15 protein-coding genes and 1 other annotated feature are annotated in these 13,699 nt (G+C 68.1%); of the genes, 12 read left to right on the top strand and 3 right to left on the bottom strand.

From position 1 onward, the window contains the following. Positions 1–157: 157 nt before the first annotated feature. A complete protein-coding gene (locus LPC08_RS26050; protein WP_230453416.1) occupies positions 158–850 on the bottom strand; it encodes a recombinase family protein in 693 nt (230 codons plus the stop codon). 167 nt (positions 851–1,017) lie between these two features. Between LPC08_RS26050 and LPC08_RS26045 the strand changes: the two genes are divergently transcribed. The 8 genes from LPC08_RS26045 to LPC08_RS26010 all read left to right on the top strand — a co-directional run bounded on the left by LPC08_RS26045 (position 1,018) and on the right by LPC08_RS26010 (position 8,940). Beyond that, positions 1,018–1,281, top strand: coding sequence for a type II toxin-antitoxin system prevent-host-death family antitoxin (locus LPC08_RS26045; protein ID WP_230453415.1), 264 nt, complete (start codon positions 1,018–1,020; stop codon positions 1,279–1,281). A gap of 928 nt (positions 1,282–2,209) precedes the next feature. After that, complete coding sequence (locus LPC08_RS26040; protein WP_099781042.1) at positions 2,210–3,211, top strand: replication protein RepA; 1,002 nt, start codon at positions 2,210–2,212, stop codon at positions 3,209–3,211. Positions 3,212–4,563: 1,352 nt separating this feature from the next. After that, complete coding sequence (locus LPC08_RS26035) at positions 4,564–4,929, top strand: hypothetical protein (protein ID WP_230453414.1); 366 nt, start codon at positions 4,564–4,566, stop codon at positions 4,927–4,929. Between the two features lie 27 nt (positions 4,930–4,956). After that, the gene (locus LPC08_RS26030) at positions 4,957–5,661 is read left to right on the top strand and encodes a lytic transglycosylase domain-containing protein (RefSeq protein ID WP_230453413.1); all 705 of its coding nucleotides are present in this window, start codon (positions 4,957–4,959) and stop codon (positions 5,659–5,661) included. Then, positions 5,658–5,954 (top strand): TrbC/VirB2 family protein, encoded by a 297-nt coding sequence (locus LPC08_RS26025; protein WP_230453412.1) that lies wholly within the window; start codon positions 5,658–5,660, stop codon positions 5,952–5,954. Before LPC08_RS26030 ends, LPC08_RS26025 begins: the two co-directional genes overlap by 4 nt. A gap of 13 nt (positions 5,955–5,967) precedes the next feature. Next, entirely contained in the window at positions 5,968–6,309 is a 342-nt protein-coding gene (locus tag LPC08_RS26020; RefSeq protein WP_255702371.1) for a type IV secretion system protein VirB3, read from the top strand. Then, on the top strand, positions 6,302–8,719 hold the full coding sequence (locus LPC08_RS26015; protein ID WP_230453410.1) for a VirB4 family type IV secretion/conjugal transfer ATPase: 2,418 nt from the start codon (positions 6,302–6,304) through the stop codon (positions 8,717–8,719). Before LPC08_RS26020 ends, LPC08_RS26015 begins: the two co-directional genes overlap by 8 nt. Continuing rightward, entirely contained in the window at positions 8,719–8,940 is a 222-nt protein-coding gene (locus tag LPC08_RS26010) for a hypothetical protein (RefSeq protein ID WP_230453409.1), read from the top strand. Before LPC08_RS26015 ends, LPC08_RS26010 begins: the two co-directional genes overlap by 1 nt. Before the next feature lie 50 nt (positions 8,941–8,990). Here the strand turns inward: LPC08_RS26010 and LPC08_RS26005 are convergent, their stop codons facing one another. Further along, positions 8,991–10,319 carry an IS1182 family transposase gene (locus LPC08_RS26005; protein ID WP_230450761.1) on the bottom strand — a complete coding sequence of 443 codons (1,329 nt, stop codon included), beginning with the start codon at positions 10,317–10,319 and terminating at the stop codon, positions 8,991–8,993. On the opposite strand from LPC08_RS26005, the gene LPC08_RS26000 reads away from it, so the two are divergent. From LPC08_RS26000 to LPC08_RS25990, 3 genes are read left to right on the top strand one after another with little or no spacing between them, the layout of a single operon-like run. After that, the gene (locus LPC08_RS26000; RefSeq protein ID WP_370643387.1) at positions 10,232–10,924 is read left to right on the top strand and encodes a type IV secretion system protein; all 693 of its coding nucleotides are present in this window, start codon (positions 10,232–10,234) and stop codon (positions 10,922–10,924) included. The genes LPC08_RS26005 and LPC08_RS26000 overlap by 88 nt on opposite strands. After that, entirely contained in the window at positions 10,924–11,355 is a 432-nt protein-coding gene (locus LPC08_RS25995) for an EexN family lipoprotein (protein ID WP_230453407.1), read from the top strand. The genes LPC08_RS26000 and LPC08_RS25995 overlap by 1 nt, the downstream gene beginning before the upstream one ends. Continuing rightward, on the top strand, positions 11,345–11,788 hold the full coding sequence (locus LPC08_RS25990; protein WP_230453406.1) for a type IV secretion system protein: 444 nt from the start codon (positions 11,345–11,347) through the stop codon (positions 11,786–11,788). Before LPC08_RS25995 ends, LPC08_RS25990 begins: the two co-directional genes overlap by 11 nt. Here the strand turns inward: LPC08_RS25990 and LPC08_RS25985 are convergent. After that, positions 11,752–12,986 (bottom strand): IS3 family transposase gene (locus LPC08_RS25985; protein ID WP_230449651.1). Its coding sequence is split into 2 segments (ribosomal slippage): positions 11,752–12,692 and positions 12,692–12,986, totalling 1,236 coding nucleotides; the frame shifts between segments, so codons are not numbered across the junction. The genes LPC08_RS25990 and LPC08_RS25985 overlap by 37 nt on opposite strands. After that, positions 12,583–12,699: a sequence feature (AL1L pseudoknot), on the bottom strand. Its footprint overlaps the gene before it by 117 nt. Between LPC08_RS25985 and LPC08_RS25980 the strand changes: the two genes are divergently transcribed. After that, a complete protein-coding gene (locus LPC08_RS25980; protein ID WP_370643386.1) occupies positions 12,900–13,655 on the top strand; it encodes a type IV secretion system protein in 756 nt (251 codons plus the stop codon). The genes LPC08_RS25985 and LPC08_RS25980 overlap by 87 nt on opposite strands. Positions 13,656–13,699: the final 44 nt, after the last annotated feature.

The following is a 13,699-nucleotide window of genomic DNA, read 5'->3' as shown; positions in this document are numbered from 1 at the left end:
AGGATCCGTCAGGACAAGGCAGCTGAACCTCGCTGCACATTCGTGAAGAGTCGTAGTGCCCCGGCCGAGTTGGCGGGGCACTACCTAAGCAGCCGGTTGGTAAGGCAGCTAGGTTCATCCAGTTCATTTGGAATTGGGCCAGAGCCTACTCGAAGCTTCAGTCTGCTTGCCTCGCCAACACGCGCCTCACCTGTGATGCCCCCCAGATCTCCTTGCCACGTGGGGTCCGCACGCCTCGGGCAGTCAACGCCGCGGCAATCTCTCGCAGCGAAGTGGCTCCAGCTCGGCGCGCGGCTACGATGTAGGGCAGCACTTCAGCTGCCCGCTTCGCTGCGTCGCGCTTCCAAACATTTGACGCTAGTGCTGCAACAATTTTATCACCGGCTTGCAGCCGCGGATTCCCCAGCACTACGCCACGCATCTTTGCCGCAGCGAGGGCTGCGCGCGTGCGTGCGCTGATCGCGCGGGCTTCTTCCTCAGCTACCAGCGCCATAATGCCGATGGTCAGTCGGTTAGCATGCGGCATGTCCACAGCGAGGAATTCTACGCCGGCCTTTTCCAGCCCCAGCAGGAAATGTGCGTCGCGTGCCAGGCGGTCGAGCTTAGCGATCAACAGCACGGCGCGACGGGCCCGACTCTCGGCCATCGCTGCCGCTAGTTGCGGGCGGTCGCTCCGCTTGCCGCTCTCCACCTCCTCGAAGCTCGCACACACGATCCCACCGGTCGCCGCTGCGTGCCGATCGACGGCCGCCCGCTGGGCGTCGAGTCCGAGCCCGGAGCGGCCCTGCCGGTCGGTGCTCACCCGGTAATAAGCGACGAAGCGGGGAGGGGAGGGGGAGTGAGGGGCCATCTGAAGCCCGAAAATGCCCTTCCGGGCCCCTCTGTTGCAATCCCAAAGGAACGTTTGACGCTTTGCGACTCCTGCATTGTGGATCGTGTTAGCTGCGTTGCATGCGAAACTTGAGTTTCATGGCTTAGCCGAGTTATGCTGGTTCCACGCAAATAGGAGCATCTTCCATGGCCGAGCCGCTCGCCGTGCCCGCGGCCGAGGTGCAGCGCCGCTTCGCGCTCTACCAGGACAAGGCGCTTACCCAGCCCGTCGCCGTCACCAGCCGCGGCCGCCCGCGCGTGGTGATGATCTCGGTCGAGGAGTACGAGCGGCTGCGCCGCCGTGATCGCCAGGCGATGAAGGTCGAGGAGTTGCCGCCCGACCTCGTCGAGGTGATCGCCGCCGCTCAGCCTTCCGAGGAGTCGCGCCGCTTCGACGATGAAGTTGCCTGAGTCGCAACGCCTAGCGCCGCCACTTCCAGGCGAGGTCATCCGCTACGCGTACCTCTGGACGCATGAGGCCGCTGAGGGTCGCGAGGAGGCGCGCAAGGACCGCCCGTGCGCGGTCGTGATTGCCACGACAGATGCCGCAGGCGTTTCATCCATCGTCGTCGTGCCGCTCACGTCGCGGGCGCCATCCACACCGGACGAAGGGATGGAGATCCCCCCGGCGACTCGCCGACGCTTGGGCCTGCAAGATGAACCGTGCTGGGCGGTGCTGACGGAGGTGAATCGCTTCGTTTGGCCTGGCCCCGATCTGCGGCCCGTGACTACCGCCTTCGGATCGAACTGGGGCTACGGTTTGCTACCGGCCGCTCTGTTCGAACGCCTGCGTGACGCAGTCGTCGCACGGGCGCGTTCGAGGACACTGCGCGTCACCTCAAGGTCGGCCTGATGCCCCTGCAACCTGCCTTACCTTGTGCCGTGTCTGCCGGTGCCGTCCTGCGGCGTGAGTCGCCACCTACCCACTGGCACCCTGCCCCAAGCCTCTTTCAACGTCTTATCGGATGGTGTGCATCCGAAGTCTTCGGCGCAACGCTGAATCAGCGGCCTTTTTCGGAGCTGGCTCGCATGCGTCCTATAGGAAGTTTTTTGTATAGGACTCCTATAGGTATGGGCCGCCGATTCAGCGTGGATAACCGGGGGGCACGCCGCGGATTCAGCGTAGATTATGGTCTGCTGAGGCCGCGGATTCAGCGTAGGAAGGCCGCCGATTCAGCGAGACCTTCCACCCAGACCAGCAGAAGGCCGCAGATTCATCGTGGACAAGCGGGGATAACGGGAAGAAGCACTTTGATGCTTCGAAAGGCCGCCGATTCAGCGCACACACCCAATGATACTCGCCTAGGCTTGCCTCACCAGAGGGTGAGCGAGAGGACGCATGGCTGAAATTCACCGCCAGCTCATGCTCTTCGGCGCCGAGGCTCTTCGCCGCTCCGCCAGCGCCATCGAAGATCCCAAGCTACGCCGTAGGGAACTGGGCCGCATTGAGGCTGCTAGCAACGCCATGGGTGAGCTGGCCGACGACGAGCTTGCCTTCACCCATTCGGGCCTCTGCCAAACCTGCCTGCCTCATGCCCGCCCCGACAGCAACGATGCGATCTGGGAGCGCAGTTCCGGGCGCTTTCATCTAATGGTCAGCCCCGGCGTGGTACGCGGTGCTGACGGACGCGCCGCGCGTGTCGGCGTGCCCTACGGCACCCGGGCGCGGCTGATCATGATCTTTCTCCAGACCGAGGGAGTGCGCGGGCGCACGGTCAATCTCGGTCCCAGCATGTCGGCCTGGATCCGCTCTCTCGGCCTGCCCGTGACCGGCGGGCCACGGGGCACCATCCAGGCCATCCGCGAGCAGTCGCTGCGCATCGCCCGCTGTGAGTTCACTCTGCAATGGAGCGCGCCCGCCTCCTCGCCTGGCAGCGGAGAGCAAATGATCATCCGCGACCAGCGCCTCGTATCGGGCCTGTCCCTTTGGCAAGGCCAGGAGGACGGCGATGGGCCGGGATGGTCAGCCACGGTGGAACTGACCAGCGAGTTCCACGAGCACCTGCGCCAGCACGCCGTGCCGCTCGCGCGCGACGCCATCGCCCATCTCAAGGACAACTCGCTCGGCCTGGACCTCTACACGCTGTTGGCCTATCGGCTGCAGCGCCTGGAAAGGCCGCTCCTGCTACGCTGGCAGGCGCTCGCGGCGCAGGTCGGCTCCGACACGACGCGGGTCTCGCACTTAGCGCAGCGTGTGAAGGCCGTACTGCCCGACGTGCTCGCCGTGTACCCGGACGCCGAGGTGGAGGTGGTCCATCACGGCCTCAAGCTCATGCCTTCACGTCCCCCGGTGCCCAAGACGCTGGTGCGCGGGCTCCGCCTCGTCGCGCCAGCTGGATAGGCACGGTCTCCCCCCGGCAGCCGCAGCGGCCGCCCCCGGTAGTACGTAGAATCGGCGGCCTTTTGAGCTTTCTTCGTGGGCTCAACACGGAGGTCGGGTTACACCAGTGCTTCCTTCGCTTCGATCGACGCCTGTAGCCGGGCCAGTGCTGCTTCCAGGGTACCCGAGCCGCGCATCACCCTCTGACTGGTTCCCCTCAGAGCCTCTTGTTTAACTTGGAATCTGGTTTCTACACGGCTCTCGGACTTGCTGTTCGGCAGCAGGCTCACCGGGAGCTGTACAGGGCCAGGGACTGCTGGGGGCACTGCGACAAGCGGGTAGGCGTTCGACACCTGGACGAACATACCAGCAGTTTCCACGCCGCAGACCCGCCGCGACACCATGACGCCACGCCGGGTCCCAATTGAGAAAGCCAGCAGCGCGCGAGGGCGAGTGCCGCCCTCGGTCTGGCTACCCCGGCGGCACGCGCGATGGCCGCGAGCGAGGGATCGCACCGCCCATTGCTCCTGTTGTGGAAGCGATTGGCCAGGGCGCGCAGCACGACCAGGCCGGTGCGCTTGAGCGCGCCGCCATGGGCGCGAGCCAGGTGCGTCGCTCGGTCATATGCCTCGGCCGCAAACAGCAGCCGGGCCACGGCCTGGCGGTCCATTGGCCGGAAGTGCCCCAACCTTGACCGCTCCGATCCGCGCCGGGCGCGACGGTTCGGCCAAGTGGATGCCGGCGTCCATAGATCTACCGCTCGCCATCGTCTGCCTCAGGGCCGGCGCTGTCGGCTTCTGCCCCCCTCAGGCGTCCAGTCAGAGCGTACGAACGACGTTTTTGAGAGCAGATGGCGCCCATTCTCTATGAGTGATATTTACAATCCTCTTTTGTTCTATGTCGCTGATTCCTCTCGTAGGCCCAACAAATACAGGCATCTTAGAAAGAGGTTGCCCATGGTGCTTCCATCACATAGCTTGCAACCGGAAGTCACCTTGAGTGAATTTGCGAAATGGCAAAAACACTTCCTATGGTTCTGGTTGCCTTGCTTGCGGTCCCGCTCGCTACGCACATTGCCCGTGCGGATGACCTATGGGGCTGCGAAGTCGCCCTCTGCATGGCCAATCCTGACGGCCCCACCGCAGCCCCCGCTTGCCGCGATCCCATGGACCGTCTGGCCAAGCAGTTGCGGCGCGGGCGGCCGGTTCCCCGATGCCCCCAGGCGTCGGTCGCGCCGGCTCAGATACCTGTGGGTTTGGGGGAGATGCAGCAGGCCGCTGGCCGATGAGCCGCCTCTGCATTGAACTCGCAGAGTTGTGGGCAGCCCCTCAATCGCCGCATACCTCCTCGGTTATTGAGGGGGAGAGGGACGGGTGGACCGATTCGTCTCGGATGGAGAGGCTCGCGCGGCTATCGCAAAGGGCGGGCGCATCGAGAAGGTTCTGGTCATCGCGATGCGAGACGGCCACGGGCAGGGGCGCGCCGAGTTTGTGCCCTACCTCGCGACCACCTGGCGCCGCGGCTACGTCGCCATCGGCCTGTGGAGCGGGCAGGGTGCCCGCTCGTGGCGCGACCTCACGCGCCTGGTTGGCTTCTTCCGCGAGGAGTTCAAGTTCCTCGGTCCCATCTGCGTCCACGAAGCCGACGACCCGAAGCTCCGCAAGCTCCGGACCCTGTTTCCCGCGTCCAGCGTTCCGGGCTCTGAGCTCGATCCGAAGGCTCCCCCGCACACCAGCTAGTGCCCTCTGCGGCCGGATGGTGGCCGCATGATCCTGGAACTGGCCGTCGTCGCGCAACTGGCCGCGCGCTGCGCCCCCTCCATCGCCATAGAGACGCTGGCCGCCGTCATGCGGACGGAAAGCGGCTTTCAGCCGTTCGCCCTGGGCGTGAACGGGCCGGGCGGCGGCACGATCCTACCCGAGACGCGGGAGGCGGCCGTGGCGTTGGCCACGGACCTGATCTTTCGCCAGGGCCGCTCCGTGGACCTGGGGCTCATGCAGGTGAACAGCGGCAACCTGCGCGCGCTCGGCCTGACGGTCGCCGAGGTCCTCAATCCCTGCACCAACCTGGCGGCCGGCGCCCGCATCCTGCGCGAGGGCTACGTCATGGCCAGCCGCGGCGAGGCGGACCCGCAGCAGGCGTTGCGGGTCGCCTTCTCCCGCTACAACACCGGCCACCCCGAGCGGGGCTTTGCCAACGGCTACGTCCGCCGCGTCCAGGGCGCGGCCGAGGTCGTGGTACCGGCCATCCGCCTGCGCGGCGAGACCGCTGTGGCGCCGCCGCGCCCGGCCGCCACCCCTGTCCCTGAGCTGCCCGACGACGATCCCGACGCGCCCCCGGAATGGGACGTCTGGGCGCGGGCCACCCATGCGAGCCGGCCGCGTCTGGTGGCCGTGCCTCGTGAGGCCCCCACGGCGTCGGGGGGCGCCGCGGGGTCCACCCCCATAGAGCCCCCGAGGACCGTTGAATGACCCTTTCCCCGAAGGCGCGGAACGTCGCCCTCTTCGCCGCCGTGGCTTGTGCCGCGCTGATCCTGCCCGACTTGGCGCACGCGCAGGTGGGTGGAGGCGGCTCCGGCGTCGTCAACAGCCTGACGCAGTGGTTCATGACCAACGTGGCCCGCGGTCTGGTGATGCTCGGCATCATCGCCGTCGCCATCGGCCTGTTCGTCATGCGCTTCTCGGTCGGCGTGATCGCCTCCGTGGTGGCCGGTGGTTTGATCCTGGCCAACGCTGACACCATCGCCGGCTACTTCGGCTTCTGAGGGGCGGGGCGGCGTGGAACCCCTAACGGAGGATCCCTTGCACGTCGCGGCGACGCGACCGGCCCTGATGTGGGGCCTGCCGCTGCCGCTCGCCCTCGCTCTGTTCGTGATCGGGGCCGAGGTGCAGGTGGTGTTCAAGGGCCTGACCGGCGTGGCCTGGGCTCTCGCGCTCGTTGCCCCGGTCTGGGTTGCCGCCCGGTTCCTCGTCGCCCGCGACTACAACGCGGTCGGCGTCGCGGTGCTCTGGCTCAACACCAGCGCCCGCGCCCTCGACAGCGCCGACTGGGGCGGCGCCTCGGTCGCCCCCCTGCCCGTGGGGAGCGCGCGGGGGCCGCGCGGCATGCGCCATGCGTAACCCCTTCCTGTCCGCCTCCGGGTGGAGCGAGCGCGGCGCCGAGGACTACGTGCCTTTCGTCGGTCATGTCCACGACGACGCGGTACTGCGGACGGACGGGTCCGTGATGGGGATGCTGCGCCTGGTGGGCGCCCCCTTCGCCCTGGAGGACCACGCCCGGCGCAACAGCCGGCACCGCTTCCGCAACGCGGTCCTCCGCAACATCGCCGACGACACCCTGACGGTCGTGGAGACGATGGTGCGGCACGACGGCGTAGCGCCGCTGCCGGCCGGGGCCTACCGATCCTCCTTCGCCGCCGATCTTGAGAACGCCTACCGCCGCGAAGTGCTGGCCGGGCGCGAGCGGGTCAACGAGTGGTTCGTCTCGGTGATCGTCACCCCCCGCGCCCCGGTGACGCGCGGCCTCAACGCCCTGCGCTCGCGCCTCGGCCGAAAGAAGGAGGCTGCTGCCACCACGGCCAGCGACGAGCTGATCCGCACCCTGGACGACCGGATGCTCGTGCTCTCGAAGGCCTACGCCGAGATGGGGCCGGTGCGGCTGGGCGTGCGCGAGGCCGGCGGGGTGATGTTCTCCGAGATTGCCGAAGCCCTGCGCCTGTTCCTGACGGCGCGCTTCCTGCCGGTGCCGATGGTCAGCGGCTCCCTCGGGGGCTCCATCTATACGGATCGGGTGATCTGCGGCCGGCGCGGCTTCGAGGTGCGCACCCCCGGCCGGCCCTCCTTCGGCACCCTCATAGGCTTCAAGGAATACCCCGACCGCACCCGCCCGGGGATGCTCAACGATCTTCTCTCGGCCGACTGCCGGGTGGTGCTGACCAACTCCTTCCGCTTCCACTCCCGCGCTGCCGCGACCGGCAGCCTGGCGCGCAAGCAGGCGCAGATGGCCAATGCCGGCGACCGCGCCCTGAGCCAGATGGACGCCCTGCACGACGCCATGGACGACGTGGCCTCCAACCAGGCCACAATGGGTTCCCACCACGTCTCCGTCGCCCTGCATTGCGACAGCCTGCCCGAGCTGGAGCGCCGCACGGGCGAGGTCCGCGCCGCCCTGACCAATGCCGGGGCCAGCGTCGCCGTGGAGGATCTGGGGACCGAGGCCGCTTATTGGGCGCAGCTCCCCGGCAACGCCGCTTGGCGCACCAGGCCGGGCGATATCAGCTCGCGGAACTTCGTGGGCTTCTCGTCCCTGGATGGCTACCCGCGGGGCGGTCCGTCCCCGGAGTGGGGCGCGCCCCTGCTGCGGCTGCTGACCTCGGCCAACACTGGCTTTGACCTGTCGCTCCACGTCGGCGGCCTGCCGCACATGGCCATCTTCGGCCCTTCCGGGTCGGGCAAGACGGTGTTCCTCGGGATGCTGGTGGCCGCCCTGGAACGGGTGACGGGGCCGGGCGGGACCGTGGTGGTGTTCGACAAGGACAACGCTAACGAAATCCTCGTCCGCGCCATGGGCGGGCGCTACCTGACCCTGCGCGCGGGCGAGGATAGCGGCCTGGCGCCGATGCGGGCGCTGCCGAACACCCCCGACGCCCGGGTGTGGCTGCTGCGCTTCGTGGTGGGGCTGATCCGCGCCGACGACGGCCCGCAGCCCGACGCGATCGAGCTGCGCCGGCTTTCCAAGGCCATCGCCTTCCAGATGCGGATGCCGCCCGCCGCCCGCTCCATCGCCGGGCTCTGCGCCTGGCTCGTGGGCGAGGGCGCCGGCAGCGCCGGCAAGCGCCTGGAACGCTGGGGCCGGGACGGCGACCTGGGCTGGGCCTTCGACGGCGAGGCCGACGCCTTCGATCCCGACGCCGGCTTGGTGGGCGTGGATTTCTCGGCACTGATGGAGGATGAGACGGTGCGCGGCCCGGCCGCCTCTTACCTCCTGCACCGGGTCCGCTCGGTGATCGACGGCCGGCGCTTCGTGCTCGCGGCCGACGAGTTCTGGGCCTATCTGCCCGACGAGCGGTTCGCCAAGGCCTTCGAGGACTTCGCCCTTACCCTCCGCAAGGGCAACGGCGCCCTCGTTATCGCCACCCAGCAGCCGCAGCAGGTCCTCCGCCACCCGATTGGCGCCACCCTGGTCAGCAACATGCCGACCAAGGTTCTGTTCCCGAACCAGTCGGCCAGCCGGTCCGCCTACTGCGATGTGGGTGACGGCTCCGAGAGCCTGCACTGCACGCCGGGCGAGTACCGCGCCGTAACAGAGGACATGGCGACCGGAGCGCGCTCCATGCTGGTCAAGCGGGACGCCGGCTCCGTGGTTTGCCGGGTGGAGTTGCCGCCAGCCATGGCGCCGCACCTGGCGGTGCTGAGCGGCAAGGTCGGCACCGTCCGACTGCTGCGGAAGATCCGGCGCGAGTTGGGCACCGACGAGCCGTCGGCGCTCCTGTCTGAGTTCCACCGCCGCCTGCCGGAAGCGGCAACCTGATGGAGACGCGACTCATGAAGCGGACCCTACTGGCGGGGGCGGCCACCGCCTCCCTGGCCCTGACAGTGCCAGGCATGGCCAGGGCGCAGATCCCGGTGACGGACGCCCTTGCGAACGCGCAGGCGCAGATCACCAACTCCCAGCTCTACCAGCAGGTGGCGCAGGCCGTGGCCACCGTGCGCCAACTAGGAGCCCGTCTCGGTAACCACTTTTCGGGCTGACATTGTGGAACGTTGAGCGGCGCCCGTGGTGCGCCAGCTTGCAGCGCGGGTCATCCTGTTGGTGCCTTGGCGAGCTTGGTGAGGTTGTGGGCGGTGCAGACCAACGCCCACTCGTGTTTTACCTTCTCGAGGCCGCGGAGGAGGAGTTGTCGGAACCCTCGTGCTTGCTTGATCTGTCCAAAGACGGGTTCGACGACCTGCTTGCGTAACCGGTAGCGGCTGCGCCGGCCGGCACGCCTGAGCCGCTGCCGCATGGCTGAAACCAGTGGGCCTCTGCGACGGTCCTCGCCGCCATCGGGGTGCTTGGCGCGACCGGTGGCGACGTAGCCGCGGATCTTGCGCCGGTCGAGGTCGGCCAGGTTGGCCTCCGAGCAATAGCCGCTGTCGGCGGAGACCTCGGTGGGCGTGACGCCGGTGTTGGCCGTGACCGCGTCGAGCAGCGGTCCCAAGGCGTCCTGGTCGGAGGCGTTGTTGGTCAGGTGATGCGCCACGATCACCTGTGCCGTCGCGTCCACCGCGGCCCCAGCGTTGTAGGCCTGCACGAAGCCGTCGCGACCCTTCATGATCCGGCTCTCCGGATCGGTGAAGTTGCGCTGTGCCGTGGGCCTGGGCTCGCAAGGCGGATGCTTCGGCTTGCGTCCGCGACGCCCACGCGGCGAGCCGTCGGCCTTCGTTCCCGGATCCGGCTGGGAGGCCGCAGCAGCAAGCGCCTCGGCCTCCAACTCCGCCTTCGCAGCACGGATCCGCTCCAGGCGGTGCCTCTTGTCGCGCATCCAGTCCGGCATCTCGTCGCCGCGCCGCTCGTCCCCGAGAGTGGCGTCTTCTTCGGCGTCGGCTCCCTCCGCCTGCGCCAGCCATCCCTCGACCTCGGCCGCCAGTTCGGCCTCGGCCGGGCTCATCCGGGCGTAGCTCATCGCCTTGTGCTTGGAGGCATTGGCCCGCAGCTTGGTGCCGTCCACCGCGACATGGCCAAGGCCGACCAGGCCGGCGCGTCGGCACAAGGTGAGCACCTGCACGAAGAGCGCAGCCAGTGCCGGCAGGTGACGCCGGCGGAACTCGCTGATGGTGCGGAAGTCCGGCCTGTTCAGCGCCGTTACTGCCTGGAAGTCGAGCCGTTCCTCGCAGGCGCGCGCGATCCGCCGCGACGAATAGACGCCTCGGCTGTAGGCGTAGAGCAGCAGCGCCACCATCATCGCCGGGTGGTACGGCGGATAGCCACGGGGCTCCGTGTAGGCCGAAAGAATGGCCGAGAGATCGAGTTCCTCCGCCACGATGTCGCGGACCAGATGCGCTGGATGCCCCTGGGGCACGAACTCCTGCACCGAGGGCGGCAGCAGCCAGACCTCGTCCACCTTCCAGGGCCGAAAGCTCTTCGTCATGCCGGCGAGCGAATCACCACCCAACCCACCTGTCGAGCCTATTCAGCCGTTACCGGGACACGCTCCTAGAGCAGCAGTATCAGCAGCTCCAGGCCACCTATAACGTGCTGGCCCACACCACCAGCGTTTCCACCTACGCCAGCCGCCTGGGCGGCGTGGCCAACGGCTTTGGAGCCAACCAGATCGGCGGCGCCATGACGGGCGTAGGCAGCCTGGCTGGTGCCGCCGATCAGGTGGCCAACCTGCGCTTCTTCTCGTCCTCGGGTACCGACTTCTCGGCAACCGAGATGACGCGACGGGCGCAGCGCCTGGGCAACATCCAGGCTGCGGCCATGCAGGGGATGCAGCAGTCGGAGCAGCGCATCGCGGGGCTGCGCGAGCTGATGACCGAGATCGACGGCCAGCCGGATATTCAGGCATCGGCCGCCCTGAACAATCGCATCCAGGCGGAGCACGCCCTGCTCTCGGCGCAGCAGCAACAGCTTGCACAGCTTCAGCTCATGGCGGCCACCCAGCAGCAGGGCGACCTCCTGCGGGCCGAGGAGGCCCAGCGGCAGAGCGCGGAGCGGTACCGGGACAGCCTTCAGCCGCTGGGGGACAACTGATGCGCGGCGCGGTGCTCGTGCTCGCCCTAGTAGCCCTGGGCACCGCCCCCGTCCTCGCGCAGCGGTCGCGCGAGAACCGCGACGTGCCCTGGTTCCAGGCTCACCCGCAGATCCTCGACGAAACGCTGCGGCGCTGCCAGCGCGACGCTCGCCTAGCCGCGACTTGGGAGTGCCAAAACGCGGAGGCAGCGGGTGCTTCGCGTATGGGTCAGCCGCTTCCCAACACCCTGCCGCGCACGGGGCAGAGCCGCCCGGCACCGCCTGTCGACAACAGCGGCCTGCCGGAACCCGACTTCAACCCCCGCAGCAACCCGGCTGGCTATCAGTCACTCAAGCGCGCCTGCACCGAACGTGGCCCCGGATCGGACATGCTGACGCCCTATTGCTACCAGCTCGACCGCTACCGGGAAGGGGGATCCGGTGGCCGGTGACTTCTTCCAGAAGATTTCGCTCGTCTTCGACACGAACCTGCTGTCTAGCGTCAATGACGTTATCGCCAGTGGCCTCTCATGGGCACGGCCACAGGTGCGCGCCGCGGCGACGCTGTTCATCCTGATTTCCGGCTGGCTCGTGCTGACAGGCCGCATGGACAAGAACGTACTGGCAGGGCGCGTCCTCCGCATCATGGCTGTAGCCGCCTTGCTGACCTCGGCAGGCACGTTCAACACCTACGTCCGCGACCTGTTCTTGCAGGATATTCCCTCCACGGTCGGCGCTGCCCTCACGGGTGGCACCACCTACGCCCCAGCCGCACAGTTCGATGCGCTTTGGAGTGCCACGCAGCGCATTGAACCGCGCCGGGTTTGGCGGAGGCTGTTTGGCGTGAGTCAGGCCGCCAGGGCTATGGCCTCCTGGGCGGCATAGTAGCGCGCCTCCGCCTCGGCGGGCGGGATGTTTCCGATCGGCTCGAGGAGGCGGCGGTTGTTGAACCAGTCCACCCATTCGAGGGTGGCGAACTCGACGCCCTCCAGGCTGCGCCACGGGCCGCGGCGCCGAATGACCTCGGTCTTGAACAGGCCGATGACGCTCTCGGCCAGCGCGTTGTCGTAGCTGTCGCCGACGCTGCCGACCGACGGCTCGATGCCCGCTTCCGCCAGGCGCTCGGTGTAGCGGATAGACACGTATTGGACCCCGCGATCGCTGTGATGGATCAGCCCCATGCCCTGGACAGGCCGCCGGTCATGCAGCGCCTGCTCCAGGGCATCCAGGACGAAGCCAGCATGGGAGGTGCGCGACACCCGCCAGCCGACGATCCGCCGCGCGAAGGTGTCGATGACGAAGGCGACGTAGACGAAGCCCTGCCAGGTCGCGACGTAGGTGAAGTCCGACACCCAGAGCAGGTTCGGCCGCGGCGCCAGGAACTGCCGGTTTACCCGGTCGGCCGGGCATGGCGCGCCCTTGTCGGGCACCGTCGTCCTGGTCTCCTTGCCACGCACCACGCCGCGCAGGCCCATCTGGCGCATCAGCCGCGCCACCGTGCAGCGGGCGACCGACGTCCCCTCGCGGCCGAGCTGGCGCCAGACCTTCCGCACGCCGTAGACGCCGAAGTTCTCGGCGTGGACCCGCCGCACCTCCGCCCGCAGCATGCTGTCCCGCTGCGACCTGGCCGAGCCCAGAGTGGGATCGGCGCGGCGCGCGGCATGGGCGTGGTAGGTGGACGGGGCGATCGGCAGAACCCGGCAGATCGACTCGACCCCGTACACGCCCCGATGATCGTCGATGAAGGCGATCATGGCTTCGACCGGCGGTCGAGCTCCGCCAGGGCAAAATACGCTGATGCCTTGCGCAGGATCTCGTTCGCCTGGCGCAGCTCGCGGTTCTCCCGCTCCAGCGCCTTGATGCGATCCCGATCCTCGCTCGTGGGCCCGGCACGCTTGCCGCGGTCACGCTCGGCCTGCCGGACCCAGCGACGCAGCGTCTCCGCCGTGCAGCCGATCTTCGCCGCGATCGAGCCAATCGCCGCCCATTGCGAGCCATGCTCCCCGGCGCCGTCCAGCACCAGCCGCACCGACCGCTCCCGAACCTCAGGCGAGTAGCTCGCCGCCGTCTTCTTCGCCGTCATCGCTCCATCCTCTCAACGGTTGGAGCCTCCGCCAAACCCGGCGCGGTTCACATCGCGGCCACCATGCTCGCAGAGGCAACGGGCTACACGCAGTTTGGTGAGCGCCTCGTCATCCGCGGCCTTATGGGCGTTTCCTTCGTTGCCCTGGTTGTGATTTTTCTGATGTGGGTGGTCGCCCGTGTGCTGATGGGCTTCGTGATCGCACTCGGTCCCTTCCTGATCGGGCTCTACCTGTTCGATGCGACGCGGCCGTACGTGGACCGCTGGGTGGGCAAGCTCGTCTCGCTGACGCTCGTGCAGGTGAGCGTCAGCGTCATGCTGCAAATGCTGATGACCGGCTTCAATACCTACGTCCGTGCCGCGCAGGCCAATCCTGGCGGTAGTCTGGACGAGAAGATCGGCGCCTTCCTGCAAGTCGGTGCCTGGTACTGGTGTGGCCTGTTCCTGATCGCCAGCCTGACGGTCGTGGCCTACTCCATCGGCGGCGGTCTCGCGGCTTCCTTCGCCCCCCTAACGCAGTCCGCCGCCGGCATGACCAACGGAGCCGCCTCGCTCGCCGGGACCGGCGTGGGCGCGGGCGGCAAAGCGCTCGGCCGCGGCATCGGCCGGGGTGTCGCCGCCGGCTATCGCCGGATGCGCAGCAGTTCCAACACCCATGCTGCGGAATGATCCGGTGGCCATGCCCCCCCTCTCCCTCCGTTCCCTTGGAGCCC

Origin of the sequence: Roseomonas sp. OT10 (assembly GCF_020991085.1) — a bacterium.
In the GTDB taxonomy this organism is placed as follows: domain Bacteria; phylum Pseudomonadota; class Alphaproteobacteria; order Acetobacterales; family Acetobacteraceae; genus Roseomonas; species Roseomonas cutis.
Note: the sequence above shows the minus strand (reverse complement) of the source record. Positions and strands in the feature narration are given on the sequence as shown.

Coding starts and splice junctions, on each gene's coding strand:
- LPC08_RS26010 (WP_230453409.1), top strand. CDS start 8,719: ATGGAGACGCGACTCATGAAGCGGACCCTACTGGCGGGGGCGGCCACC.
- LPC08_RS26030 (WP_230453413.1), top strand. CDS start 4,957: ATGATCCTGGAACTGGCCGTCGTCGCGCAACTGGCCGCGCGCTGCGCC.
- LPC08_RS26040 (WP_099781042.1), top strand. CDS start 2,210: ATGGCTGAAATTCACCGCCAGCTCATGCTCTTCGGCGCCGAGGCTCTT.
- LPC08_RS26015 (WP_230453410.1), top strand. CDS start 6,302: ATGCGTAACCCCTTCCTGTCCGCCTCCGGGTGGAGCGAGCGCGGCGCC.
- LPC08_RS26050 (WP_230453416.1), bottom strand. CDS start 850: ATGGCCCCTCACTCCCCCTCCCCTCCCCGCTTCGTCGCTTATTACCGG.
- LPC08_RS26005 (WP_230450761.1), bottom strand. CDS start 10,319: ATGACGAAGAGCTTTCGGCCCTGGAAGGTGGACGAGGTCTGGCTGCTG.
- LPC08_RS26045 (WP_230453415.1), top strand. CDS start 1,018: ATGGCCGAGCCGCTCGCCGTGCCCGCGGCCGAGGTGCAGCGCCGCTTC.
- LPC08_RS25995 (WP_230453407.1), top strand. CDS start 10,924: ATGCGCGGCGCGGTGCTCGTGCTCGCCCTAGTAGCCCTGGGCACCGCC.
- LPC08_RS26025 (WP_230453412.1), top strand. CDS start 5,658: ATGACCCTTTCCCCGAAGGCGCGGAACGTCGCCCTCTTCGCCGCCGTG.
- LPC08_RS25980 (WP_370643386.1), top strand. CDS start 12,900: ATGCTCCCCGGCGCCGTCCAGCACCAGCCGCACCGACCGCTCCCGAAC.